The organism is Bacillus thuringiensis (assembly GCF_001182785.1).
Lineage (GTDB): Bacteria > Bacillota > Bacilli > Bacillales > Bacillaceae_G > Bacillus_A > Bacillus_A thuringiensis_S.
In genome coordinates, this window is the sequence record NZ_CP012099.1 from 3,916,945 (window position 1) to 3,942,999 (window position 26,055).

The window sequence follows — 26,055 nt, forward strand, 5'->3', positions numbered from 1 at the left end:
TCTCCTTTAAATTACAGTTTTTTTTAGTTGTATAGACGTGAGTACTACATCATCTATTGTATATAATAGGCGATGTTCGGTCAACCACATCGCCTATTATAATTATAAACATTTTGCGTCAAATTCCTACTGAATGTCAATAATAGCGGTTTCGCCCTTCTTAACATTTCCATCTTTTTTCAATTCGACTTGTTGCCCTTGTTGTAAGTTTGTAAATACAATTGGTGTAATGATAGATGGTGCATTTCCTTTTACAAATGCAAGATCTACTTTTAATAACGGTTGGCCTTGCTTCACTTTATCACCTTGTGCTACAAGTGCCTCGAATCCTTCACCATTTAATTTTACAGTATCAATACCAAAGTGGATTAAAATTTCTTTTCCACCTTCAGATTGAATACCAATCGCATGTTTTGTAGGGAATACATTGACAATTTCACCGTTAACTGGAGAAACTACTGTTCCTTCAGTTGGCTCAATTGCAAATCCGTCTCCCATCATTTTTCCTGAGAATACTTGGTCAGGTACTTCTGTAATTGGTAAGATTTTCCCTTCAATTGGTGATACAATTGTTTCATTTTCATCAACTTTTTGAGGAGTTTCTTCCACTTTTACAGGTTCTTCTTTTTCAACATGAGGTGTACGACCTGACATTATATCATGAATTTGTGATTTTAATGTGTCAGATTTCGGTCCGAAAATAGCTTGAATGTTATTTCCAACTTCAAGTACACCAGCTGCTCCAAGTTCTTTTAAGCGGTCTTTGTTTACATTCTTTTGTTCGTTAACTTGAACACGTAAACGAGTAATACAAGCATCTAAAGAAGCAATGTTTTCTTTACCACCAAGTGCCACTAATACTTCACGAGGAAGTTCGCCTGCTTCTGTTTTTCCTGCACCCTCATTTGCATTTGCCTCTTCACGACCAGGTGTTTTTAGATTCCATTTACGGATTGCAAAGCGGAATCCGAAGTAGTAAATAACTGCTAGTACAAGACCAACAATAATTACCCACCACCATGCTGTACGGCCTGGTAGTACACCGAATAATAAGAAGTCAATTAAACCACCAGAGAATGTCATACCAATTTTAACACCTAAAATTTGCATTGTCATAAATGATAGACCAGCAAATACAGCGTGAATTCCGAATAATACTGGCGCTACGAATAAGAATGAAAATTCAAGTGGCTCTGTAATACCTGTTAAGAAAGATGTTAATGCTGCAGAACCTAAAATACCTGCTGCTAATTTTTTATTTTCTGGACGTGCTTCATGGTACATTGCTAAAGCTGCTGCCGGAAGACCGAACATCATGAACGGATACTTACCAGTTGTAAATGTACCTGCTGTTAATTCTACACCGTCTTTCAACTGTGCCATAAAGATTTTTTGGTCACCACGGATTAATTCGCCAGCTGCATTTGTATACTGACCGAATTCGAACCAGAACGGTGAATAGAAAATGTGATGTAGTCCAAATGGAATTAATGAACGTTCAATTAAACCGAATATAAATGCTGCGATTGTTCTATTTGCATCAATCATTTGATGTGAGAACGTGTTTAAGCCACCTTGAATGTATGGCCAAACGAAGCACATGATAATACCTACTATTAAAGAGAATGTTGCAGTTGCGATCGGTACGAAACGCTTACCTGCAAAGAAACCTAAGTATGATGGTAATTCAATGTTGAAGTATTTATTATAGCAATATGCCGCTACTATACCGACGATAATACCACCAAATACCCCTGTTTGTAGCGTTGGAATACCTAATACGTTTGCATACGCTGGATCTGCAAATCCAATTTTTACTGGGTCTGCTCCAGAACTTGTTACTTTCACTAGCTTATCTACTTCTAAGAACACACTCATCGTTTTGTTCATAATTAAGTAGCCGACGAATGCTGCTAAACCAGCTACTCCATCTCCACCAGCTAAACCAATTGCTACCCCAACTGCGAATAATAATGCAAGGTTAGCGAAAATAATATCACCAGATTGTTCCATAATTTTTGCAACCATTACGAACCAATCTGCTTTTAAAGCAGGAATAACATTTGTTAACTGTGGATTTTGAAATGCATTACCAAATCCAAGTAAAATACCTGCCGCCGGTAAAATCGCTACTGGAAGCATTAACGCTTTTCCGACTTTTTGAAGAACACCAAAGATCTTCTTAAACATGGAAACCCTTCCTCTCTTATCTATATTGATACCTTCCGACAAACGCCAAAAAGACATGAGGAAAAAAAGATAGAACGATAGCTATACAAAGGGTAGTATATCCCTTTCTCTAGCTTACATTCCTTACTTTTCTCCACTCATGCCTGATCGAATCAGTAACACGTGTCAAAAATAGGTTTACGTATAAGTTCACTATAATTAAGGCAAACGTTTTCGTTACTCACCTTAATGTGTTTGTCGAAATTTGTATAACTTTGCAATAGTTATTATACATAACTATTGTAAGCGATTCAATCATTTTTTTTAACGTTTTCATTTTAGACAAAAATATATGACTTATTACACATGCTCTGCCTTTACTAAGCGTTGCAAGTGCATCGTTAAATAAATACTTTCAGCTTCATATACAGGTAGTTGCAACTCTTTTTGCATGACCTTGACTAGCTTCCAAGCTACGTTATAGCAAACTGGATACTCCGCCTTTAGTAACTCAGCAAAACTTTGCGATTCTTCTACTTTTTCTCCTTTTTTCACCCTCTCAATAGCATATTGAAGATGACGAATAAGGCGTAAATAATGAATGCTCTCTTGATCTAATGTAATTTGTAAGTTTGTCTCAATTAAAGATACAAGTTGTGCAATGAGACGGGAGTTTTGATTAACTGAAGATAAATCAGAATTTGTAAGCGAACTGTAAATGTGAAGTGCAATAAAACCAATTTCTCCTTCTGGCAATGTAATTTGCAAACGAGAATTTAAAAGTTCTACAACACCTTCCGCAATTTCATATTCCTCTGGATAGAGCATTTTTGTTTCAACTAAAAAAGGATTATCAATTGTAAGTCCTTGTTTTAACCTTTTAATTGCAAATGAAATATGATCTGTTAACGCAATATGAATATGTTCATTTAGTGGAGATTTCGCTTTTTCTTGAATGTATAGCATAATATCGTTCATCAATTCAATTAATTTTTCACTAACATGCGGCACTAATAATTTATATTGTTCACGATCACGTTCATTTTTTAAGACAAACATTTTTTCGATTTGTTCTTGCTCCAATACATCTTTCGCTTTTTTCCCAAATCCAATTCCTTTACCAATCACTACTACTTCCTCGTGTTCAGGATGGCTAGCAATGATGACATTATTATTTAAAACTTTTTTAATTTCTAGATAATTATTCATATAACACCACCCTCGTACTTAAATAGCCTACTTTTATGTTACAGAATATTCTTCTTTGTCGTCAATGTAAAACATCTGCCATTTAATAAAAATTCATTTTTTAGACATGTTTATATATGATGCGTATAATGTAAGAGCAACTGTACATAGAAAGGAGATAACAGCATGATTAAAATGTTTGTAAGTGATATCGATGGTACAATGATGCAACACGGAGGTCTTATTGATGAACAAGATGTTGCGGCACTACGCAGCCTCGCCGAGCAAAATGTTATTCTTTGCTTCGCTTCCGGAAGACTTGATAATGAAATTGCAGACTTAATGAAAGCTGTAAATACAAATTTTCATCGCATTAGTGTTAATGGTGTTTTTGTATATACACATGAAAATAAACAACTATTATCTGCAACTTTTGATTCCAGCATACTTCCCGATTTGTTAGCTATGACGAATAAAAATCCTTATTTCCGTTATGTAAGTGATGAGCATAATTATTACATTGAAGAGAAAACACCTTTTATTCAAGAACTTGAACAACAAGTAACTATGACTTCTGTTGAAGAACCAAACTTACTACAGAAGATTGATGATACAATTTTCCCAAATAAAATTTCTGTCGGTGGAACAAAGGAGAGCTTGCAACTCCTTCAGAAAAAAATTGATGAAAAATTCCACGGGAAAGTTAGTACTTTCATCTCAGCAGAACAATGTTTAGATGTAATGCCACCGAATGTTAGTAAAGGCTCTGCCATTTCTGTTTTATTAAATGAGTTTCAAATAAAACCTGAGGAAATTGCTTGTATAGGGGATTCTTACAATGATATTCCTATGTTTTCTTTAACTCCTCACAGTTTTGCTATGTCGCAAGCAGATGATGCAGTAAAAAAACACGCTCACTATGTAGTAAATCACGTCAAAGATGCTGTTAACCACGTAATTGCTCATAATAAAAATACGACTCATTCCTTATAAGGATGAGTCGTATTTTTATTTCTTTACATGTTATCCATTTTCATTTCCACTGTACTTCACAAACTGAAATATACTATTTGTTACGTGCGATATTCGTAATAAATTTATAACGATCTCCACGATAAATACATTTCACGTACTCTAGCGGTATCTCACCTTCTGAATATGACCATTGACGCATTACAAGTACAGGCGCCTTTTTAGGAATATGCAGATGTTCAGCTTCATTTTCCGTCGCAACAGAAGCTTCAATTGACTGAGTAGCGCTAACAAGTTTAAAGCCCAGTTTTTTCTCTAAATGTTCATATAAAGATTGTTGCAATATCTCTTCGTTAATATCTTTTACAAGAGCTGGCGACAAATATGTCGTCTCAAAAGCAATCGGTTCATCATCAGCTAAGCGAATACGCCTCACTTCATAAACCGATTCCCCCTCCTGTATTCTCAACCGGTCTGCTATTTTAGCAGTAGCTGGAACTAGGCGGAAACTAAGTAATTGACTACTTGGGTTCATTCCACGAGAAATCATATCTTCTGTGAATCCCGTCATTCCTTGCAATTTTTGTTCCACTTTCGGAAGTTGGACAAATGTTCCAATTCCACGCTTCCGATATAAATAGCCTTGTTCCACTAAATTATTAATCGCCTGTCTGATTGTCATACGACTCACTTCGAACTTATCACAAAGTTCATTCTCAGATGGGATTTTATCTCCCGGCTTCCATTCGCCGTCCTCAATTAGCTGTTTCACCCACTCTTGAATCTGATAATAGATCGGAAATGGTGAATACTTGTCGATGTTCATCAGCAATCGCCTCACTGCATAAAGATAGAGCTTCTTGATCTGCGATTACGGTTACATTCGGATGACGTTGTAAAACTGTTGCCGGACACTCTTCACTATATTCACCTTGCAATAATTCTTTAACAGCTTCTGCCTTTTTAGCTCCCATAGCTACAAGTAGAACTTGTTTCGCTTTCATAATGCTTCCAATTCCCATTGTAATCGCATGAGTTGGCACATCTTCTTCTTTTTCGAAGAAGCGAAGGTTTGCTTGGCGTGTAGATTCTGTTAATTCAACAATGTTCGTTGGAGAATTAAACGGTGTTCCTGGCTCGTTAAATCCGATGTGACCGTTTTCACCGATTCCAAGAATCTGTAGGTCAACTGGGTTAGCAGTTAGAATGCCCTCGTAACGTTTGCACTCTTCCTCTAAATCACTTGCCATCCCGTTTGGTACATAAGTTTGTTTAAATGGAAGATGATCAAACAACTGTTCTTGCATGAAATAGTGATAGCTGTTTTTATCTTCATGTGGTAAATTTACGTACTCATCTAAGTTTACAGTGGTTACACGGCTTGTATCAAGTTTATTTTTTCGCATTTCTGCATAAATACCTAATGGAGAGCTTCCTGTAGCCATTCCTAATGTTGGATTTTCTTTTGTTTTTACAACTTCTTCGATTAATTTATAACCTGCTTCTGCTAGTTCTTCTGGAGTTTTTACAACAAGAATATTCATTTAATTACTTCCCTTCCTTCATATGAATTCCTAAACGAACCGTATCATATACATGTAAATCTTCATTCATCACAACAAAGTCTGCATCTTTTCCTACCGATAATGCACCTTTATTATTTAATCCAAACTCTTCTGCTTGGTTAACTGATGTCATCAGTACTGCATCTTCGATTGAACAACCTGTAAATTCAATTACATTTCGGAAAGCTTGATCCATTTTTAGAATACTACCAGCTAACGTTCCATCTTCTAATCGAGCACTACCATCTTTTACATGTACTGGCTGTCCGCCAAGCTCATATAATCCATCTTCAAGACCTTTTGCGCGCATTGCGTCAGTAATAACACTTACTTTTTTCGGTCCTTTTAACTTATATGCTAATTTCACCATATCAGGGTGAATATGAATACCATCTGTAATTACTTCAACCATTACATCTGGATTTAATAACACATGACCAACAACTCCTGGCTCACGGTGATGTAATCCACGCATTTGATTGTATAAATGTGTCGCATGTGTAATCTTTCTATTTTTTAGTTGCGCATCAATTGCATCTGTATGCCCCATTGTGCCAACTACACCAGTTTCAGCAAGATATTGTTCAAACTCTAATGCTCCCTCTTCTTCTGGTGCATATGTTACTAATTTAATTAAATTCCCACTTGCTTCTTGCCATTGTTTAAATTGCTCAATATTTGCAGGAACGATATGTTCAAGTGGTTGTGCACCTGCACGTTTCTTTGAAACATAAGGTCCTTCTAAGTGAATATATTCGAAATGTGCTCCTTTTTCTTTTGCTTCTTTCGCAGCGGTTAGCGCTGCTTCAATTGCCTCTGGAGCTTGTGTCATTGTTGTTGGGAAGTAAGTTGTAACCCCTTCTTTTAACATTTCTTTACCTAGAGTTACTAACCCATCGCTATTTGCATCCATCGCATCAATATCGTATCCACCATGAATATGAACATCGATCATACCTGGAATTACAATCTTCCCTGTAGCATCAAAAACAGTTTCATTTTCTTGTGGTACATATTGAGCCATCAAACCAATTTCTTTAATGGTTTCTGCGTAACGGATAAATCCGTTTTCCACTATTTCTTGACCTGTGTAAATTTTGGCATTGATGACAATTTGCGTTTTCATTTTCATCGATCCTTTCCCATGAAATACCTACTTGTTATTATTACCTTATTCGCCTAGTTCCATCTTAATATATGCACGAGTAGTTGTCTATACATTCTAATGAAATTTCCTTTTTATTCAACAAAAAAGGAAATTTCTTACGTCCCTTATAATTATAATATATATTATTCATTTTTCCAAAAAGGGACAGTATCCACCTCTAATATAGAAATCACTTCAACAATGGCATTAACCCGCTAGACTCTAACATAACATGTTCACCATCTGTTTCTATTTCTACTGTACGTTTATTCGTTCTATATACCATTATACCGTGCCTTTTTAAGCGTTTTACTACACTTTGGTGAGGATGTCCATACGGATTACTACTCCCGTAAGACAGAATAGCAAACTGCGGCTCCACTTTTTTTATAAACGTTTCACTTGTTGAAGTATACGAGCCGTGATGCCCCACTTTTAAAACATCTGCATGTACATCAAATTGTTTTAATATTTCATGTTCTGTCCTTACATCCGCGTCACCCATTAATAAAAAATCCGCTTTTCCATATCGTACCTTTAAAACAATTGAGGATTCATTATTTTCATCTTTTGATTTCCCATTGTTTAATACCTGTATAGAAACATGTGGATCCAGCGGTATATATTGCCCTTCCTTTACTGAAACGAAAGGTATCCCTCTTTTTTTAATATTATTCCGATATGTATGATAAGTAAGAGAACTATATGTTTTTCCGCTATCTAATATAAGCGATACCGGCATTTGCTCTACAATTGGAATTAACCCCCCTATATGATCCATATCGGGATGCGTACTGACAATTACATCTAAATGATTAATCCCTTTCTCAATTAATTTCTGAATAATAACCTCTCCTGCTTCATAAGGTCCACCATCAATTAACATTGTTTGTCCGTTTGGCATTATGATAAGTGTTGCATCACCTTGCCCCACTTTTAAAAAGCTCACTTTCATTTTACTAAGATGTTGCCGATGCATATGTAAAGGAGACGTAGTATGAATGGACATCATATACCTTTTAGCTGATGCGCTATTTAAAGAAAAACATAATAAAACAGAAACTAATAGTAGAATAATCCGCATACCTCTCATAACTCGTCTCCTTTTTTCATTTAGTATGGCACTGTAAATAATTGATATACAAAAAAAGCTTAGCAAAATGCTAAGCTTTTATTTCGATATCTCTTGTAAGGAACCGAAGAATAAATCCGCTTCATTCATTTGTTCATTCTCTTCAGAAAGCGGCGGTAAATCATCTAATGTTTTCAATCCAAATGTGTCCAAAAATTCTTTTGTTGTTCCGTATAAAATAGGACGCCCTGGTCCTTCTGCTCTTCCCATTTCTTTTATAAGTAAATGTGAAACCAACGTTTGTAACGCCTTATCGGTTTTAACTCCTCTAATCTCTTCCATTTCAGTCCTTGTGATTGGTTGACGATATGCAACAATCGCTAACGTTTCGAGGGCAGCTTGTGAGAGTGAAGCAGCTGTTGGTGTATCTATTAATTTTTGATAATATGAAGCATGTTCTTTCTTTGTAGCAAAACGATATACTTTTGCATACTGTACAATTTGCAAACCACGGTTTGCACCTTCACATTCTTGTTGCATTTCTTCTAAAATATTAATTACTTCATTCATTTCAATTTCAAGAACTTTCGCTATTTGTTCTGGATAAATCCCTTCATCACCAGAAACAAATAAAAGGCCTTCAATAATTGACTTTTGTTCTTTCCTATCCATTTCACGAGCTCCTTCCTTCTATTTTCCCATAAAAATACACATCAAAAAACCGAATCACAATCAATGCGTTCGGTTCAATATTTTTTCTCTTGTTCCAAACGATACATTAAACCATAGCATGAAATAAAGTGTTTCTATCCCAATTTCACATACTTGCTCTATGCAGATTTATTAGAGCTTGATACGAAAATTTCATCAAAATTATGTTCTTGCTCAATTATGATTTGTTGATTTTTCATAAGTTCCAGAACTGCTAAAAATGTTACAACCATTATTTCACGTTCATCATCAACAAACAAATCATAAAAACTTTGGCGACCACCCTTTATTTTTAACTGCTTTAAAATATCAGTCATTCGCTGTTCAATTGGTATTTCTTGACGAGTAATACGTGTTGTTACAGGTTTCTTTGCCTTTTTACGGCGCATTAATTTTTGAAATGCCGCTAGCATATCATATAACGTAACATCAAGAGGCAAGTTTGTCTCTTCTTCTTGTTGCAACGATGTAAAGTCAATTGGTGGACGTGTATATAGCTGTGCTCTTTCTTGTTCTCTTTCTTTTAACTCAGTAGCAACTTGCTTATATTTCTTATATTCAATTAACCTCTCCATCAATTCTTGACGAGGATCATCTATAAAATCATCACCGTTATCAAGTACATCTTCTTCATGTTTCGGCAACAACATTTTACTTTTAATTTGTAATAACGTTGCGGCCATTACTAAATACTCACTTGCAACATCTAATTGAAGTTCTTTCATCGTATGCACATAAGATAAATATTGCTCTGTAATATCCGCTACAGGAATATTATATATATCAATTTCATAACGATGTATTAAATGTAACAATAGATCTAAAGGCCCTTCAAAAGCCTCTACTTTAAAATTATATTGCACAAAGCATCCCACCACATTTTTTCTATAACAACATAAGTATAGAGCATACTCATGTTCTATCCAACCTTTTTAAGAAATTTAATTAAAAATAGACCGATGCCTATGTCATCATGCCCACCACTTCATATGATAACAGTGTAGTAAGAACAATGTAGGAGGTCAAAAAACTATGGGTCACGTTGATTGTGGTTTTAGCGGTGGGTTCGCATTACTTGTTGTACTGTTTATTTTACTAATTATTGTAGGAGCAGCTTGCTTCTGCTAATATGAACAATAACGGCTAGGGGGAAATCTCCTAGTCGTTTATTGTTCATATTTCTATGATACACTTATATGTATAACCATTAGATAGGGGCGAGAAAACATGTATCCTACCGAATACATACAATTTTTAATTCATTTCCAAGGAGATTACGACTATTTTGAATGCCACGAAATACTAGAAGAGTACTGGAAGACAAAACCAAGAGGAAATCGTGACCATTACTTAGTGGGTCTCATTCAAATTGCAGTTTCTTTGTACCACCAAAGGCGTGCTAACTGGAATGGCTCCACAAAAATGATGAAAAGCGCAATCACAATTTTAGAAAAAAGCAGTGTGCCTTTACAACGTTTAGGAATTAATCAAGTACAACTTCTTTTCTTGCTCAATGAAAGATTGCAATCTATCCATAAAAAAGAACGTTTTGTACCTTTATTTTTACCCTTATCAGATCCATCGTTAGAGAAGCAGTGTATAGAGTTATGTCAAAAACAAAACCTCTCTTGGAAAGACTTGAATGCTATCCCAGGTGAATATATTATACACAAGCATACTTTGCGTGATCGCACAGAGGTCATTACTGAACGAAACGAACAATTACAAAAAAGAAAGCAGAGATAATAAACTACTTATCCCTGCTCTCACGAATGTATATTTTGTTCTAGCCCTTTACATTTTTCGCAAAAACTTGCTGTTTGCTCATTTCCGCAAATTGTAAACTCAAGAAATTTACTCTTTAACTCTTGAACCATCTTCGTTCCAATCCCCACATGACGATGAGACGGATTTACACTTAAATGCTGAATTTCTAATACTTGATTCTCTTTTTTTACAATCCCCATTATTCCAACAAAATCTTCATTTTGTTTCCACAAATACAATTGCCAATCATCTTTTGCTTCATATTCTTTCATTGTCAATTGTAATGTTTTTACATCTTTTTCAGTTGGCATAAACGAAAGAAGCCCCATTGCAATTTTTTCATAACTTTTTTTAAAACGAATTAACATAACCCTTATCCCTTCTTACAAAAGTTACAAACTAGTAATCCCCTCAATCACTCTTTTCATATCACATTCATTTTACAATATTTTCAACAGAGTGAGAAGAGTCTAAAACAACTTGATAATCATACAAAGCGAAAAGAAGAAAGTCAAATCTATGTTTCAGCACTATTCTTTTAATAAATAGAGTTAAAAAAATAAAATTTTATATGGAATGAAAAGAAACATATCATTCAACATCACTTCATTAATAGTTACCCTAAAACAGCACAATTCTAGCACAATTAATATAACAAAAAATATTTGTTGAAACATATAATGTATTGTATTCTATGTAATTTGTTAAAGGTTTGTTCTCACAAGCAATATATTTTAGCAACAATACTACTTGTATGATGCTGTTGAAGAAGTACTCAATCTCATTAAAAATAAAAAAGAGAGCAAAAGCTCTCTTTTTCCTTACCTTATTCTTCCCAAACTTTAACTTCTTTCATTACATCGCCTTGACGCATTTTTAATACTGTTTCAATACCGCTTGTTGCTTTACCAAATACAGTATGAACGCCATCTAAATGTGGCTGTGGCTCATGAACAACAAAGAATTGGCTACCGCCTGTGTTACGGCCAGCGTGAGCCATAGAAAGTGATCCTACAAGGTGTCTATGAGGGTTTCCATCAGTTTCACATGGAATAGAGTAACCTGGACCACCAGCACCTGTACCTGTTGGGTCTCCACCTTGGCTTACGAAGCCAGGAATAACACGGTGGAATGTAACACCGTCATAAAATCCTTGCTCTGCTAATTTTTTAAAGTTTTCTACTGTTTTTGGCGCTTCTTCTGGGAAAAATTCCAATTCGATTTTTTCACCGTTTTCCATTAATATGTATCCTAAAGTTTTCATATGTATATGTCTCCTTTCAACTATCTCAGCACTATATTACCACATTCATGACTAGAAACAAAAAGAATCCGACAATCTAGATACTTCTTTTTTGAAATGTGGAAAAAGCTAGGTGACAAATAAGAAATATATACTATAATAACTTTGTTGCCCGAAAATTTTAGAAAGAGAAAGGGAGCGGTTTTTCGTGAAAACGAAATTATTAGCTCTGCTATTAGCTGTAACGGTATTTATGATGCCAACAGCTTCATTTGCAGACATCATCGAGGGAGAATCAATTGTTACACTAGGAGAGAACTTATCCGAACAACAAAAACAAGATCTGTTAAAAGAAATGAAAGCACCGAAAGATGCTACAATTATTACTGTATCTAATGCGGAAGAACATAAATTTCTAGAAGGCATTGTTCCAAAAGCACAAATTGGTACGAGAGCAATTTCTTCTTCTATGATTACATACACAAAACCAGGATCTGGTCTTATTGTACGATCAAAGAACATTAACTGGGTAACAGATGCAATGTACACTAACGCTTTGATTACAGCAGGTGTAAAAGATGCAGAAATTCAAATTACTGCACCTTTTAAAGTTTCAGGAACTGCAGCTTTAACTGGATTAATGAAAGCATATGAAACAGCTTCCAATAAACCAATTCCGGAAGAAGTTAAAAAAGTAGCGAATGAAGAAATGGTACAAACAGCCCAGCTTGGTGATAAAATTGGTGAAGAAAAAGCAGTTCAACTTGTTGCAAAAATTAAAGAAGAAATTGCAAAAGAACAGCCAAAAACAACAGAAGATTTACGTTCATTAATAAAGAAAATTGCGGATCAACTCGGCATTACATTAACAGATGAACAGTTAGATAACTTAGTAGCGTTATTTGATAAAATGAAAAATCTTAATATCGATTGGAATCAAGTTGGTAGTCAATTAAACAAAGCAAAAGAACACGTTTCTGCCTTTTTAGGATCTGAAGAAGGACAAAGTTTTCTAGATAAAGTGAAAGATTTCTTCTCAAGTATCATTGATTTTGTTAAATCTTTATTCAAGTAAAAAAGAAGCCCGCCAGTGACGGGCTTCTTTTTTATACAAGTAACGGTAATTTCATAACAGCCTCTTCAACCGAACGCACTATATGATTTGCTTTCTCCTTTACATATGGATGGGCATGATGAAGAGTAAATGAATGCGGGGTTACTTCAAACATAGAAATATCATTGAAAGAATCTCCAATACAAGCAACTTCATTTGCTTCAATTTGCAAATGGTCCATTAGTCGCTTTAGAGCACTCCCCTTACTCACGCCTCTTGGCATAATATCAACATAGCGTTTACCTGATATAAAAACTTCCGCTTCGCCTTGAAACGTATCTCGTAGCTCTTGATCTAGCGTCACAATTTTCTCTTCTTCTCCAAAAACAAACAATTTTGCAGGGTGTACAGTCTTACCAAACTCTTCTTCTAACGCTTCAATTTCAGCGATATGCACGCCCATATACGCTTCAAAATTATGGTGATGCTCATTTTTCCTTTTTGTATATCGCTGCTCATTTGCACAAACAATATCCGCTAGTCCTTTTTTATGTATATATCGATATATTTCCTGGGCAACCGTATTTTCAAAACTCGATTCATGAAATAAATTCCCATCCGGAAGTAACATTGTTGCTCCATTTAAGCCAGTTGTGTAATACGGGAATGAAAACCTTTTTACAACTTCATCAATTCTGTGTGTAAAGCGGCCAGAGGCAAAACAAATATTTGTCCCTTTCTCAGCTAACCAACACAGCGCACGCTCATCTTCTTTTTGCATATGATTCACATCGTAAACGAGCGTGTCATCTAAATCACTTACAAATAATTTAATCATGTCCTCTTCCCCTTCCATACACAATATCTACTCTAAGTGTACACAAAAAATGTTTGATTTTTGTTAAAAAACAATAAATTTTTACTAAAAAAAAATAAACGGGTGTATAATCCCGTTTATTTTTGTCTTTTTACATTTTGAGGTCTTACAATACTTGGTCGTACTTTTAAACTAGACATTGTTGGACGGAGTAAAATTTTTGTTAATGCGCCCCAATCAAATGGTAAAAACGGCCATAAATAAGGTGTTTGTAAACTTTTTATAGACGTTAAAAATAAAATTAATATCGTCATACCAATTACAAATCCCATCTCATGGAAGAGACCTGTTAAAATAATAACAAACAATTTCCCAACCTTATTCCCTAATCCTAATTCATAACTCGGTGTTGCATATGCACCGATCATCGAAACCGCTACATACAAAATTACTTCTGGCACAAACAAACCTACATCAATTGCAATTTGACCAATTAATATAGCGGAAATCAATCCTGCTGCAGATGATAGCGGCGTTGGAGTATGAATGGCTGCCATCCTTAAAAACTCAAGTCCGACCTCTGCCATTAACACCTGTAATAAAATTGGTAAATGCGTCATCTTAGTCGGTCCAATAAAAGCAAGATTTGCTGGCAAAAGAGTTGGATCAAATACAAACACTAACCAAAATGGTAATAAAAATAACGAGAATATAACACCTAAAAAGCGCACCCAGCGTAAAAATGTACCGACAGCTGGATTTTGCCTAAACTCTTCTGCATGCTGTAAATGATGAAAATATGTTGTCGGTGTAATCATAGCACTTGGTGATGTGTCAACGAGTACTAACACATGTCCTTCTAGTAGATGATTTGCTGCTACATCTGGTCTTTCTGTGTATCGAATAAGCGGGAAGGGATTGTAACCTTGTTTCACTACAAATTCCTCTACCGTTTTATCCGCCATCGTAATCCCATCTACTTCAATGTTATTTAATTCTTGTTTTATAATCTTTACTAAATCTGGATTTGCAACATCTTGAACGTATGTAATACAAATATCCGTTTGCGATCTATCTCCTACTCGAACCATTTCATTTCGAAGTCGTGGATCTCGAATTCTCCTACGAATTAACGCTGTATTTACAACGATATTTTCAACAAATCCATCCCTCGCACCGCGTACTACCTTTTCGGTATCTGGTTCTGTCGGTGTTCGCCCTGGATAACTACGAACATCGATCGCGAACGCTTCCGTTTCACCTTCCACAAATATCACGATGAGTCCTGATAATACTTGGAGCATTACCTCATCCATCGTTTTCACTTTACTTACTTGTTGATGGATTAAACGATTCTCTAAAAGCTTCACTGTATCTTCTTCTACATCCCTTATCTCATTTGTATCCACAGCTTCTTCTAAAATAGGGATAATATAATTTGTATCACAAAGTCCGTTTACAAATAACACACCGATTTCTTTATTCAAAATTTGAAATTTACGAATGCCAACATCGTATGTAACACCTAGTCCAACTGTCTGCTTTAAATAATTTTCATTGTCACTTATGAAAGTTGATATAGGGATATCCACTTTTTTAGGCTTCGTCATAAAAACCACTCCTTTCCAAAATTAATTGAATCGCTTTTCTAGTAATAGGTGATCCCCTCTCCCATTCATCATTCCCACACATCTTACCAATGTCACCGACTCCAACGATGACAGGAACATTCAAGTCATCTAAACAATAAATTGTATCTCCGCTAATTCTGCCAATTTCACCATCTGGAAGTCCAAATTTATCAACACCGTATTCGGTTAAATTCCCGTTCCGATCTACACTTACATCTACACGTGCCCATTCCCAATGATGCGTATTAGACGCTACCGCTAAAATACCGAGCACATCAATTTGTTTATGGGTAGCTACATATTTTAAAGCCTTTTCACCAGATCCTTCTCCAATAAATCCACTGTCATCAAACATGACAAATACAGGGTCATATGGCGTTTGCATAATAAGCTCAACAACTTTTTTCCCTGTCAATTTGGTTGGATTACTTTGTGATGCTGAAATACACCTTCCCCCAAATTCCTTCGTTAAAAGCTCAATTGTCCGCTTTGCATATTCATCTCCATCTGTGACCAAAACAACCCTTCGTCTCATTTAATTTATCCTTTCGGTTTACATATAAGTGCTATAAAAAATGAAAACAATATCGCTGCGGAAATGCCCGCAGACGTTAAACTAAACATGCCAATACCAATTCCTAAATATCCATGTTTTTCTGCCGCATGCATTGCTCCGTGCAATAGTGAATGTCCAAAACTTGTAATAGGGACTGTTGCTCCAGCACCTGCAAACTTTATTAGTTTATCGTACAATCCAAATCCATCTAAAATTGCTCCGATGACTACAAAAGTTGCCATTAAATGTGCTGGTGTTAACTTTGCGAAATCTAACAATAGTTGCCCAATTACACAAATAGCTCCACCTACAAGAAATGCATATATAAAATCCACAATTCACTCTCCTTTAACTCTCTCAAATACGACACCATGTGCAATTGTTGGAATCGTTTCTTTCTGTTGCATCATTATCGGGCTTAATAATGCGCCAGTGGCAACGACAAAAATCCGTTGTAAATTCCCTTTTTGCATCTCGTGTAATAAATGGCCATATGTGACAACTGCTGAACAAGCGCAACCACTACCACCTGCAAACACTTCTTCTTGACTTGATTCATAAATCATTAATCCGCAATCATTGTATATATGTCCAAGATCGTAACCTTCCTCAAGTAAAAGTTGTTTTGCAATCGGCGTCCCAACAGCTGATAAATCACCCGTAACAATCAAATCATAGTCATCGGCACTTCTTCTTAAATCTTCAAAATGCTGTTGAATTGTATGAGCTGCTGCCGGAGCCATCGCTGCCCCCATATCCAAAGGATTTGTGATTCCTAAATCTTGCACTTTCCCGATTGTAGCCGCCGTAATTTTAATTGTGCTTTTTTCATTGCTAATTAATATAGATCCTGCACCAGTCACAGTTGAATTTGCTGTCCCTGGTTTTTGCCCACCGTACTCTGTTGGATAACGAAATTGTCTTTCAGCCGTTGCATTATGACTACTTACTGTAGCTAAGACACGATTTGCAAATCCACCGTCTATAAAAGCTGATCCAACTGCTAAAGTCTCCATAGACGTCGCACAGGCGCTAAACATTCCTAAAAAAGGAATGCCCCACTTACGCGCAACATAATTTGCGGTCGCTGTCTGATTTAATAAATCTCCGGCTAAAAAGAAATCAATTTGCGATGTTTTTATATTCCCTTTTTGCACTGCTTGTTGAATTGAGTCTGACATTAATCTTCGTTCGGCGAGCTCCCAATTTTCCTCTCCACAATGCAAGTCGTCATATGAAATATCAAAATCTTTTCCAAGAGGGCCCTCAGCTTCTTTAGGACCGACAGCAGTACCCGTTGCATTCACATATATATCATTTTGAAATACCCACGTTTGTTTTCCGGTCAACCTCATACTAGTCCTCCTTTAAGACATAAAAATTTTAAAGGTATACCTTATTAACCCAATGATATATGCACCAACAACCCCAAATACAATCACACTTCCTGCCAGTTTAAACATATTTGTAGCAATCCCTAGAACAATCCCTTCACTCTTATGTTCTAAGGCAGCGCTCGCCATAGAATTTGCAAATCCTGTCACCGGCACCGCTGATCCTGCTCCAGCAAATTGACCGATTTTATCATATACACCACATCCTGTTAAAATCGCGGATAATAAAACAAGCGTTGCAACAGTTGGGTTTCCTGCCTCTTGTTCACTGAAGTGAAAATAATGTATATAAAATTTCATCATTACTTCTCCAACTGTACAAATGAGTCCACCTACAAGAAATGCTTTGATACAATTTAGTAAATAGTTTTGCTTTGGATGATACTCCTTCACTTTATTTATGTAATCATCCTTCAATTTCTGACTTGTCATTTATATACTGCCTCCTACTTTACGAAATAAATCCAGTGAAACAACGAGCCTATTACTTTCCCAAGTACAAGAGCAACGAGTAAAACAATAATCTTCCCCTCTACACCTACTCGTTTCGCTAAAATAGGTAGAACATTTAACACCTCTGTTAATGCCGCAGCAAGCATTCCAATGAACGTGCCACAAAATATCCCTAATATAACGAGCCAATATTGCGACGTTTGAAATGTAATGTTTTTCAAACTGCACCAAGCCCCTGTTAAAGTACCTGCAATGACTGCCCACTCAAAATATTGAATATGCTTTCCACTTCTCGTTAATTGAGCTAAACGGGGGATTATACCAAGTACAGCTAAAAATGCGACATATCCGCTACCTACCGCTATCCCTCCAGCTAAACCAATTAAAATAACAAATCCAGACTCAATCATCGGCAAGTTGTTTCATATTATCCTTGTTTTCATTAACGATTACATACTGATCAAGTGACTGTTGGTATTGAAACATCTCAACTTCTAACGGACTCGGCTCTTCATTAATTCGTTTTTGAAATACATGATTAAAGAATAAAACCATCCCTAAGCCAAGACCTACAGAATAAGGAATTTGAAATAAAAGTGGCTGTGCATTAAATTCTCCAGTAATCATGTAATATAACCGTTGATGTACTTGTTGCATACTTACATCTTCATGGAAATAAATGATCGCAAGGGCCGCTCCAATGAAAAGTAACAGCCATACAAGCCCGAAAAAAACTGGATGCGCCTTCTTTTTTTCGTATATAATTTCAACAAGAGTTTGTCCAGAACCAAGTAAATTAATTTGTACATGAGATGCTTTCTGTTGAATAATCTCGATTACTTTCATAACATCAATTACAACATGCGTCTTATCATGCGCTGTTATTTTGTAAACTATCTCATTTTGTAACAACTCAACTACGGAAGAATCTCCGGCAAGTTGAGCAACATCGCCCAGCTTTACTTCATAAGTAGGAGAAACTTTTAAACGATTGCGCATTTTAATATAAATCGTTTGTTCCAAATTTCATTCACCCCTTCACTCTTCCTCGTAGTTGTAGTATGGTTATTGAATTTTTTTCTAATACAATTTTTTCATAAAAAAACATCTGCACCATTTTGGTACAGATGTTTTTTACTTATGCCTTTTTCTTAAATAAGTTTGCAATACTTAATGCAAGCCCTCCCCAAATGACTACTATTCCAATAACCATCATCATAATCGCTGATCCACTCATTATGAAACACCTCGATCTTTCCATTCTTTTTCAAGCTTAGCAGAATCCGAATGAATTTGTGCATCCCATTTTTTTAGGCCAATGATTATTGCAACTATGAGGAATGCTGCTGCTATCGACCAACCATACGTTACAACAAACTCAGTCGGATAATCTCCGTAGTTCTTTTTAATATTTTGGATTGTACCATCAATTAGCATATACCCTAACATAAGCGGAGTAATAACGAGTAAACTCACTCTCCAAAACGTTCCTAATTTAATATCAGATACAAAGTTTGCATGATTTTGATAAACTGGTAAGCGACGTAAAATGAGCCCTATCGTAACTACTTCCGCAAGTGCAATTGTAATTAATCCGAAATTATTAGCGAAATAGTCGACAACATCTAAGAACATAAGTCCACCACGTGTTGCAAAAACAAGAGAAACTAACACGAGAAGGGTTCCCATAATTCCAATAGTTTTTTCCCGACTTAAACTGAATTTTTCAGATACAGCGGCAAAGCATACTTCCGCGAGTGAAATAAGTGATGTAATTCCAGCAACCGTTAACGATAAGAAAAATAAAACACCAAACAACGGTGACATCGGCAATTCATTAATAATTTGTGGAAATACTACGAACGCAAGCCCAACGCCAGCACTTGCTACTTTATCAACCGGTACTCCCATATTATTTGCCATAAATCCAAGAGCTGCAAAGACCCCAATACCTGCTAATAATTCAAATCCTGAGTTTGCAAATCCAGTAATAAAGGCATTATTTGTTGTATCTGAGTTTTTCGGTAAATAACTAGAATACGTAATCATAATTCCAAATGCTAAAGATAAACTAAAGAATATTTGACCATAAGCAGCAAGCCATACTTTCCCATCAAAAATACGACTCCAATCTGGTTTAAAGAATGCATCTAGTCCTTGCATAGCACCTTCCATCGTCACTGCACGAACAACGATAATAAGGAACATAACAACTAATAAAGGAATAAATATACGGTTAACAACTTCGATTCCTTTTTTAACTCCTTTAAATGCAACGCCCAGCACAATAATCCAAACGAGAGCTAACGGAATTAATACTTCTGGTACAAGTCCTCCAAATTGTCCTGGCTTATCTGCAACATGTAAGTACTCTTTAAATAAAAATGATTGCGTGTCTTTTCCCCATGCTCCAGTAATTGCAAAGTATGTATACGATATAGACCAAGCAATAATCACTGCATAATATGTTGAAACGATAAATGTTACGCACATTTGCCACCATCCAATAAATTCGGCACGCGGGCTAATACGGAAAAATGTAAGTGGTGCCGAACCACGATGACGATGACCAAGGGCAAACTCAAACGCTAACAATGAAATACCAGTCGTTAATAATGCAAATAAGTACGGTAAAAAGAATGCTCCTCCTCCATTTTCATACGCTGTATAAGGAAAACGCCATATGTTTCCTAATCCAACGGCAGATCCGACCGCTGCGAAAATAAATCCAGCTCTCGTTCCCCATTGTTGCCTCGTTTCCATGTTTCCTTCCCCCTTTATGACAAGTTCATACTTGGATTATATTTTAAATTAACTAAATTATCAATAAATTCTGTTAATTTTTGCGAAAATTAACATCTCTCTCCTATTAACGGCATAAAAAAAATCGAATAGACAATTATTCGTCTATTCGATCTTTCATCTGTTTTAATATTTTCTTTTCAAGTCTTGAAACTTGTACTTGCGAAATGCCTATGCGCTCTGCTACTTCTGACTGTGTTTGATCTTTATAGTAACGCAAGTATACAATTAAGCGCTCTCGTTCATCTAGTTCTCTAATCGCTTCTTTTAAAGCAATTTTATCGAACCATTTCGTTTCAGATTGATCTGCAATTTGATCTAAAATAGTGATTGGATCTCCATCGTTTTCATATACAGTTTCATGTATAGATGAAGGGGCCCGGCTCGCTTCTTGTGCTAGAACAACTTCCTCTGGCGTTAGTTCTAGTGCCTCTGCCACTTCATTAATCGTTGGAGCCCTTCCGAACTCTTTCGAAAGCTCATCTCTCATCTTTCGAATTTTGTTTCCTGTTTCTTTTAAAGACCTACTAACTTTCACTGATCCATCATCACGTAAGAAACGTTGTATTTCACCAATAATCATTGGAACTGCATATGTTGAAAATTTCACGTCGAAAGATAAATCAAATTTATCTACCGATTTCAAGAGCCCAATACATCCAATTTGAAATAGGTCGTCTGGTTCGTATCCTCGATTAAGAAACCGCTGTACAACCGACCAAACGAGGCGCATATTACTTTGAACGATTGTATCTCTCGCTTGTTGATCTCCATCTTGACTTTTTTGAATTAACGCTTTTAGCTCGTGGTCCTTTAACTGAGGTTTCTTCTTCTCATTTTTGACCTCTATGTCCATAGGCTATTCTCCTTAATTGCATAGAGCGTTACTATTTGATAAGTATTTTGTCAAATGGATTGTTGTCCCGAAAGATTCGTTTGAAATAACTTCTACTTCATCCATAAAATTTTCCATGATAGTAAATCCCATTCCGGAACGCTCTAATTCAGGTTTAGTTGTAAAAAGGGGTTGTCTCGCTTCATCTAAGTTAAAGATTCCAATCCCTTCATCTCGAATCGTGAGTTTCACCATTGCTTCTTCCAAAATTACAGAAATATAAACAATACCTTCTGCATTTCCTTCGTATCCATGAATAATTGCATTTGTAACCGCTTCTGACACAACTGTTTTAATCTCCGTTAATTCTTCCATCGTTGGATCTAGTTGTGCAATGAAAGCCGCCACTGTAACGCGAGCGAATGATTCATTTTGACTTAATGCTGAAAATTGAAGGTTCATTTCATTTCTCATCTATGCCACCCCCAACGTCGCGAGCGCGTGCGCTTCACTTTCTTCTAAGCGAACGATTTTGAATAAGCCCGACATTTCAAATAAACGCTTAACAGGCGGTGAAATTGCACAAACAACCATTTCTCCACCTAATCCCTTTACGTGTTTATATCGGCCTAATATAACACCTAGACCAGAACTATCCATAAACGATAAGTTCTCTAGGCTCAAAACAATATGATGAACACCATGTGTCTCAATCATATCTGTTACTTTCGTTCGCAACTCTTCAGCCGTATGATGATCTAATTCACCCTCTAGTCTCACACATAGGACGTCACGTTTTACTTCTAATTGCATGGAAAGACTCACACGATTTCCTCCTTATGCTCAAACTTTACTTATTCACATACATAAAGATTTTCGTGATATAAAATAAGAATCCTTCCTGCTGACAAAAGAAGAACTATTTCGTCATAAAGTGAAACCTTTCAGCATTATTCACTTACATACGAATAGAAAAGCGGCAAAATATTTGCCGCTATTTTGATGTTGAAAACATCCCAAAACTTCTTTTAAATAACTCCCACCAGCTCGCTGCAGCAACATCTTCTTTTGCTATAATTGTTTGTTTTAATAAAACATCTTTATCTTTTTTAATAACAAGGGTGCCAAGCGCGTCACCTTTTTTAATCGGTGCTTTTACTTTCTTTTCAGCAATTACTTCTTGTTTTACCTTGTCCATATTCTCGCCCTTCTTCATAAGAAGAGAAACATTATCTGACGCAACTAAATCTACTTTTTCTTTTTTCCCTTTTCCTACTTGAACTGTCTTAATTTTTTCGCCACGCGTATACAATTTCTTTGTCATATATTGTCCAAATGCATAGTCAAGAAGCTTCGTCACTTGGTTGTTCCGTTCTTTTGATGTTGGTGCTCCCATGACAACTGAAATGACACGCATACCATTTTTTTCAGCCGATGCCGTTAAACAATATTTCGCTTCTGTCGTAAAACCTGTTTTTACTCCATCTACGCCAGGATAAAAACGTACTAGCTTATTCGTATTAACGAGCCAAAACTTTTTATCCGTATCTTCACGTAAATAATCTTCGTACTTACCTGTGTATTTACGAATAAGTGGATACTTCATCAATTCTCTCGCCATTATAGCCATATCATTTGCTGTCGAATAATGGTCTTTGGCTGGAAGACCTGTTGGGTTTTGAAAATGTGTATTTTTCAGCCCTAAATCTTTCGCCTTTTTGTTCATCATATTTACAAATCCTTCTTCTGAACCTGCGATATGCTCGGCTACTGCAACAGATGCGTCATTTCCAGATGCAATTGCAATACCCTTTAACATCTCATTTACAGTCATCTCTTCCCCAGGTTCTAAAAAGATTTGCGATCCACCCATTGAAGCTGCATGTTCGCTCGCTCTAACTTTATCGGTCAGTTTTAGTTTTCCTTTTTCAACTTGTTCCATAATTAAAAGCATTGTCATAATCTTTGTCATACTAGCAGGTGGTAATTTTTCATTTGGGTTTTTATCAAATAAAACTTTACCTGTATCTTGCTCAATTACGATTGCTGACGACGCTTGTTCCGCTAACTTCGGCGTTGTTTCTTCTGTTTTCTCCTGCTTCGTTTTCTCAGATTGCGCAAAACTCACTGAAGTTCCAGAAAGCAATAACATGAAACAAACAAGTATTCCAAAAACTCGCTTCATGACTAACCCTCCATTCTATATCAGACCTATTTTTTCCAATTTACCTTTTTTTAATACCAATTTTTTCTATTATTTTCAGTTGACAAATACATTCGTCCCCTATATTGTATTAAGTGTATTACACACAGTAGTACACTTAATACATATGAGGAAGGAGACATTGCTCTTGCATATTCAACTTGACCCAAGAAGCAACACTCCGATATGGGAACAAATTGTTCAAAATATAAAAGAACTCGTATTGAAAAACATGTTGGCTCCAAGTGATAAACTTCCTTCTGTACGCGAGCTCGCTTCTTTACTCGTTATAAATCCAAATACAGTGAGTAAAGCGTATCAAGAGTTAGAGCGACAAGGAATTATTGAAACGTTACGAGGAAAAGGAACATTTGTATCCCAATCGATTACCCCAACATTAGACGAAAGGAAAATCGCTATGGTTGAAAAGCAATTTCATCAATTACTATTAGAAGCCTCTTATCTTGGTATTACGAAAGATAAAATTCATGATTGGATAGATTCATACTATAAAGAGATTGGAGGGAATACGGATGTTGAAAGTGACAAGCTTGAAGAAAACAATTGATAATCAAACAATTTTAGACGATGTTTCTTTCACATTACAAAGAGCTAGTATCGTCGGATTACTTGGAAGAAATGGTGCGGGGAAAACAACTTTATTACGAACGATAGTCGGCATTTTAGACCCAGATGAGGGAACTGTTACATATGAGGATATCGACATTCATAAAAATCCTGAAACGAAACAAAAAATCGTATATGTTCCGGATTCTACTAACATACTGAACGGTTATACAGTAAAAGAAATCGTGAAGTTTTATAAAGCAGTTTATACCGCATTTGATGAACCATATTTCTACGAACTACTAGAACGTTTCAACTTACCAAACAAACGAATTCGTAGTTATTCAAAAGGAATGAAGGCACTGCTTGCCATCATTTTAGCTGTTGCTGCACAGGCAGAATATATTATTTTAGATGAACCGACAAATGGACTTGATCCTATCGTTAAAAGACAGATTTTACAGTTTCTCGTTGGAGAAGTTGCAGAAAAAGAGATTACCATTTTCATATCTACCCATCATTTAGATGAAGTTGAACAAATTGCAGATACAATCATTATGTTAAAAGGACATACTGTATCTTCTATTACATCGCTAGACGATGCAAAATCACAATTTGCTAAAATCCAAGTTGCTTATGAACGATCATTACCTCAAAAACTAGAAAACTTAAGCAATATTAAAATATTAAATCAAACAGGAAAAGTATATACAATCTTAATTGAGGGAAATGTAGCTACAACACTGGAAAAGTTTTATAAAGAGCAACCTATACTCATTGAAGAATTAACAATGTCACTTGAAGATGTCTTTGTTACGACACTGGAGGAGGATGGGTATGTTTCATAAAGCGTTGTGGATGTGGAATTGGAAGCGCGGGAAATATGCTGTGTTACTCTTCTTCTTTAGTTCGCTTTACTTGTTATCTTTTGGTTACTATAAAAGTGCTCAGAGACAACTTGCTGAGTATTACGAATTACAAGAAAAAGGTAAACAGTATTATTATTTTTATGCCTTTTCGCCAGGCGAAGGTAATAGTTTTTGGTTAACTGTTCTTATCATTGCTTTAGCCTGCTTATTGATAGGATGGGAACGTAGCAATCAATCTAATACACTACTTATGACGATGCCTTTTAAAAGAAAAGATGTCTTCTTATCTAAATGGGCTTTCGGTTCCTTTTGTATTGTGAGCTCGTTACTTATAAATTGGATTCTTATGTATGTTATTTATAGAACAACTATTCATTTTGATTATCAATCATTTATTCCATTTCATCGATACTTTCTTTATGCGATTGTTTCTTATGCAGCAGTATATACAACTGCACTATGCATCGGTACTTTTACTGGAAGCGTTGTTTCGCAGGTTGTTTTTTGTATTCCTTGGTTACTAATGGGGCTTACATTTATTCCACTAGTGTACACTTTTACGATAAATCACTTAGAAGCTACCGATACTAAAAATTATAAGTTAGATGAACAACTTTACGAAATTAATCAAAAAACAAATATAGTTGCACCAATATATAATTTCACGATTTATTACCATTATGATCCTGAATCACGTAAAAAAGAAAAGAACTCAACTACTTTAAGAGATCCAGAATCTTATCACTATTATTCAGCTAAATCGATGTTAGTCCCTATTTTTTATACAATAGTTTACTTACTACTTGGAACATATTTATATACACGATCACCAAATGAAAACACTCAAAAGATATTTATTTTCCAAAAACATTTACGAATATGGATATGGGGGACAACCATTTACTTTGCATTACTAGGTGGCTATAAACTAAATCAATTTAATTTCTTACTTAACTACTATATTTGTTTGTTTCTCGCTGGAATCATTACTTATGTTATATTATCACGCCTAACAAATTATAAAGTTTTTTAAAGGAGAG

31 protein-coding genes are annotated in these 26,055 nt (G+C 35.7%); 7 read left to right on the forward strand and 24 right to left on the reverse strand.

Features of this window, described 5'->3' with window-relative positions; all coding sequences use genetic code 11:
• Nucleotides 1-126: 126 nt before the first annotated feature.
• Together ptsG and glcT are read right to left on the reverse strand one after the other, a co-directional pair.
• On the reverse strand, nt 127-2,190 hold the full coding sequence (gene ptsG / locus AC241_RS20035) for a PTS glucose transporter subunit IIABC (RefSeq protein ID WP_050844474.1): 2,064 nt from the start codon (nt 2,188-2,190) through the stop codon (nt 127-129).
• A 339-nt stretch (nt 2,191-2,529) separates the two neighbouring features.
• The gene (gene glcT, locus AC241_RS20040) at nt 2,530-3,378 is read right to left on the reverse strand and encodes a glucose PTS transporter transcription antiterminator GlcT (RefSeq protein WP_050844475.1); all 849 of its coding nucleotides are present in this window, start codon (nt 3,376-3,378) and stop codon (nt 2,530-2,532) included.
• Nucleotides 3,379-3,543: 165 nt separating this feature from the next.
• On the opposite strand from glcT, the gene AC241_RS20045 reads away from it, so the two are divergent.
• The gene (locus AC241_RS20045; protein ID WP_050844476.1) at nt 3,544-4,350 is read left to right on the forward strand and encodes a Cof-type HAD-IIB family hydrolase; all 807 of its coding nucleotides are present in this window, start codon (nt 3,544-3,546) and stop codon (nt 4,348-4,350) included.
• A 73-nt stretch (nt 4,351-4,423) separates the two neighbouring features.
• On the opposite strand, the gene AC241_RS20050 is transcribed toward AC241_RS20045, so the two are convergent.
• The 6 genes from AC241_RS20050 to scpA all read right to left on the reverse strand — a co-directional run bounded on the left by AC241_RS20050 (nt 4,424) and on the right by scpA (nt 9,687).
• Nucleotides 4,424-5,155: a GntR family transcriptional regulator gene (locus AC241_RS20050; protein WP_014894892.1), complete on the reverse strand. Its 732-nt coding sequence runs from the start codon at nt 5,153-5,155 to the stop codon at nt 4,424-4,426.
• Complete coding sequence (gene nagB / locus AC241_RS20055) at nt 5,085-5,873, reverse strand: glucosamine-6-phosphate deaminase (protein WP_016080401.1); 789 nt, start codon at nt 5,871-5,873, stop codon at nt 5,085-5,087. Before nagB ends, AC241_RS20050 begins: the two co-directional genes overlap by 71 nt.
• 4 nt (nt 5,874-5,877) lie before the next feature.
• On the reverse strand, nt 5,878-7,020 hold the full coding sequence (gene nagA / locus AC241_RS20060; protein WP_016080400.1) for an N-acetylglucosamine-6-phosphate deacetylase: 1,143 nt from the start codon (nt 7,018-7,020) through the stop codon (nt 5,878-5,880).
• A 211-nt stretch (nt 7,021-7,231) separates the two neighbouring features.
• Complete coding sequence (locus AC241_RS20065; RefSeq protein ID WP_001214828.1) at nt 7,232-8,134, reverse strand: ComEC/Rec2 family competence protein; 903 nt, start codon at nt 8,132-8,134, stop codon at nt 7,232-7,234.
• Between the two features lie 78 nt (nt 8,135-8,212).
• Nucleotides 8,213-8,785 carry a segregation/condensation protein ScpB gene (scpB, locus tag AC241_RS20070; RefSeq protein ID WP_000375171.1) on the reverse strand — a complete coding sequence of 191 codons (573 nt, stop codon included), beginning with the start codon at nt 8,783-8,785 and terminating at the stop codon, nt 8,213-8,215.
• Nucleotides 8,786-8,943: 158 nt separating this feature from the next.
• Nucleotides 8,944-9,687 (reverse strand): segregation/condensation protein A, encoded by a 744-nt coding sequence (scpA, locus tag AC241_RS20080; protein WP_016080398.1) that lies wholly within the window; start codon nt 9,685-9,687, stop codon nt 8,944-8,946.
• Between the two features lie 169 nt (nt 9,688-9,856).
• Between scpA and AC241_RS20085 the strand changes: the two genes are divergently transcribed.
• Together AC241_RS20085 and AC241_RS20090 are read left to right on the forward strand one after the other, a co-directional pair.
• Nucleotides 9,857-9,952 carry a YjcZ family sporulation protein gene (locus AC241_RS20085; RefSeq protein WP_000510194.1) on the forward strand — a complete coding sequence of 32 codons (96 nt, stop codon included), beginning with the start codon at nt 9,857-9,859 and terminating at the stop codon, nt 9,950-9,952.
• Between the two features lie 99 nt (nt 9,953-10,051).
• Nucleotides 10,052-10,570 (forward strand): DUF309 domain-containing protein, encoded by a 519-nt coding sequence (locus tag AC241_RS20090; RefSeq protein ID WP_016080397.1) that lies wholly within the window; start codon nt 10,052-10,054, stop codon nt 10,568-10,570.
• A 20-nt stretch (nt 10,571-10,590) separates the two neighbouring features.
• On the opposite strand, the gene ribT is transcribed toward AC241_RS20090, so the two are convergent.
• Both ribT and AC241_RS20100 read right to left on the reverse strand, forming a co-directional pair.
• Entirely contained in the window at nt 10,591-10,959 is a 369-nt protein-coding gene (gene ribT, locus AC241_RS20095) for a GNAT family N-acetyltransferase RibT (RefSeq protein WP_016080396.1), read from the reverse strand.
• A gap of 458 nt (nt 10,960-11,417) precedes the next feature.
• Nucleotides 11,418-11,855 (reverse strand): peptidylprolyl isomerase, encoded by a 438-nt coding sequence (locus AC241_RS20100; protein WP_016080395.1) that lies wholly within the window; start codon nt 11,853-11,855, stop codon nt 11,418-11,420.
• Nucleotides 11,856-12,042: 187 nt separating this feature from the next.
• Between AC241_RS20100 and AC241_RS20105 the strand changes: the two genes are divergently transcribed.
• The gene (locus AC241_RS20105; protein ID WP_000850513.1) at nt 12,043-12,909 is read left to right on the forward strand and encodes a DUF1002 domain-containing protein; all 867 of its coding nucleotides are present in this window, start codon (nt 12,043-12,045) and stop codon (nt 12,907-12,909) included.
• Between the two features lie 31 nt (nt 12,910-12,940).
• Here AC241_RS20105 and AC241_RS20110 read toward each other — a convergent pair whose 3' ends face one another.
• From AC241_RS20110 to dacF, 14 genes are all read right to left on the reverse strand, one after another.
• Complete coding sequence (locus AC241_RS20110; protein ID WP_002101284.1) at nt 12,941-13,744, reverse strand: Cof-type HAD-IIB family hydrolase; 804 nt, start codon at nt 13,742-13,744, stop codon at nt 12,941-12,943.
• 98 nt (nt 13,745-13,842) lie between these two features.
• On the reverse strand, nt 13,843-15,315 hold the full coding sequence (spoVAF, locus tag AC241_RS20115) for a spore germination protein SpoVAF (RefSeq protein ID WP_016080393.1): 1,473 nt from the start codon (nt 15,313-15,315) through the stop codon (nt 13,843-13,845).
• Nucleotides 15,302-15,871, reverse strand: a complete 570-nt coding sequence (spoVAEA, locus tag AC241_RS20120; RefSeq protein ID WP_001254416.1) for a stage V sporulation protein SpoVABEA — start codon at nt 15,869-15,871, stop codon at nt 15,302-15,304. Before spoVAEA ends, spoVAF begins: the two co-directional genes overlap by 14 nt.
• 5 nt (nt 15,872-15,876) lie before the next feature.
• The gene (gene spoVAE, locus AC241_RS20125; protein WP_000345907.1) at nt 15,877-16,227 is read right to left on the reverse strand and encodes a stage V sporulation protein AE; all 351 of its coding nucleotides are present in this window, start codon (nt 16,225-16,227) and stop codon (nt 15,877-15,879) included.
• Nucleotides 16,228-16,230: 3 nt separating this feature from the next.
• Nucleotides 16,231-17,247 (reverse strand): stage V sporulation protein AD, encoded by a 1,017-nt coding sequence (gene spoVAD / locus AC241_RS20130; RefSeq protein WP_050844477.1) that lies wholly within the window; start codon nt 17,245-17,247, stop codon nt 16,231-16,233.
• A 12-nt stretch (nt 17,248-17,259) separates the two neighbouring features.
• Nucleotides 17,260-17,718 (reverse strand): stage V sporulation protein AC, encoded by a 459-nt coding sequence (gene spoVAC / locus AC241_RS20135; RefSeq protein WP_050844478.1) that lies wholly within the window; start codon nt 17,716-17,718, stop codon nt 17,260-17,262.
• Between the two features lie 14 nt (nt 17,719-17,732).
• Nucleotides 17,733-18,149, reverse strand: a complete 417-nt coding sequence (gene spoVAB / locus AC241_RS20140) for a stage V sporulation protein SpoVAB (protein ID WP_000572936.1) — start codon at nt 18,147-18,149, stop codon at nt 17,733-17,735.
• Nucleotides 18,142-18,762 carry a stage V sporulation protein AA gene (locus AC241_RS20145; protein ID WP_016080389.1) on the reverse strand — a complete coding sequence of 207 codons (621 nt, stop codon included), beginning with the start codon at nt 18,760-18,762 and terminating at the stop codon, nt 18,142-18,144. Before AC241_RS20145 ends, spoVAB begins: the two co-directional genes overlap by 8 nt.
• 115 nt (nt 18,763-18,877) lie before the next feature.
• Nucleotides 18,878-18,976, reverse strand: a complete 99-nt coding sequence (locus AC241_RS20150; RefSeq protein WP_000016826.1) for a methionine/alanine import family NSS transporter small subunit — start codon at nt 18,974-18,976, stop codon at nt 18,878-18,880.
• Nucleotides 18,976-20,502: a sodium-dependent transporter gene (locus AC241_RS20155; RefSeq protein ID WP_000450088.1), complete on the reverse strand. Its 1,527-nt coding sequence runs from the start codon at nt 20,500-20,502 to the stop codon at nt 18,976-18,978. The genes AC241_RS20150 and AC241_RS20155 overlap by 1 nt, the downstream gene beginning before the upstream one ends.
• A gap of 136 nt (nt 20,503-20,638) precedes the next feature.
• Nucleotides 20,639-21,397, reverse strand: a complete 759-nt coding sequence (gene sigF, locus AC241_RS20160) for an RNA polymerase sporulation sigma factor SigF (protein WP_000350729.1) — start codon at nt 21,395-21,397, stop codon at nt 20,639-20,641.
• Nucleotides 21,398-21,409: 12 nt separating this feature from the next.
• Nucleotides 21,410-21,850: an anti-sigma F factor gene (gene spoIIAB / locus AC241_RS20165; RefSeq protein WP_001243398.1), complete on the reverse strand. Its 441-nt coding sequence runs from the start codon at nt 21,848-21,850 to the stop codon at nt 21,410-21,412.
• Nucleotides 21,851-22,201: an anti-sigma F factor antagonist gene (spoIIAA, locus tag AC241_RS20170; protein ID WP_000059135.1), complete on the reverse strand. Its 351-nt coding sequence runs from the start codon at nt 22,199-22,201 to the stop codon at nt 21,851-21,853.
• Nucleotides 22,202-22,370: 169 nt separating this feature from the next.
• Nucleotides 22,371-23,561, reverse strand: coding sequence for a serine-type D-Ala-D-Ala carboxypeptidase DacF (gene dacF, locus AC241_RS20175; protein WP_000831997.1), 1,191 nt, complete (start codon nt 23,559-23,561; stop codon nt 22,371-22,373).
• 166 nt (nt 23,562-23,727) lie between these two features.
• On the opposite strand from dacF, the gene AC241_RS20180 reads away from it, so the two are divergent.
• Genes AC241_RS20180 through AC241_RS20190 form a run of 3 tightly spaced genes read left to right on the forward strand, consistent with a single transcriptional unit; the run spans nt 23,728 to nt 26,048 of the window.
• Complete coding sequence (locus tag AC241_RS20180; RefSeq protein WP_000548027.1) at nt 23,728-24,147, forward strand: GntR family transcriptional regulator; 420 nt, start codon at nt 23,728-23,730, stop codon at nt 24,145-24,147.
• On the forward strand, nt 24,113-24,994 hold the full coding sequence (locus AC241_RS20185; protein WP_050844479.1) for an ABC transporter ATP-binding protein: 882 nt from the start codon (nt 24,113-24,115) through the stop codon (nt 24,992-24,994). Before AC241_RS20180 ends, AC241_RS20185 begins: the two co-directional genes overlap by 35 nt.
• Nucleotides 24,984-26,048, forward strand: coding sequence for an ABC transporter permease (locus AC241_RS20190; protein WP_050844480.1), 1,065 nt, complete (start codon nt 24,984-24,986; stop codon nt 26,046-26,048). Before AC241_RS20185 ends, AC241_RS20190 begins: the two co-directional genes overlap by 11 nt.
• Nucleotides 26,049-26,055: the final 7 nt, after the last annotated feature.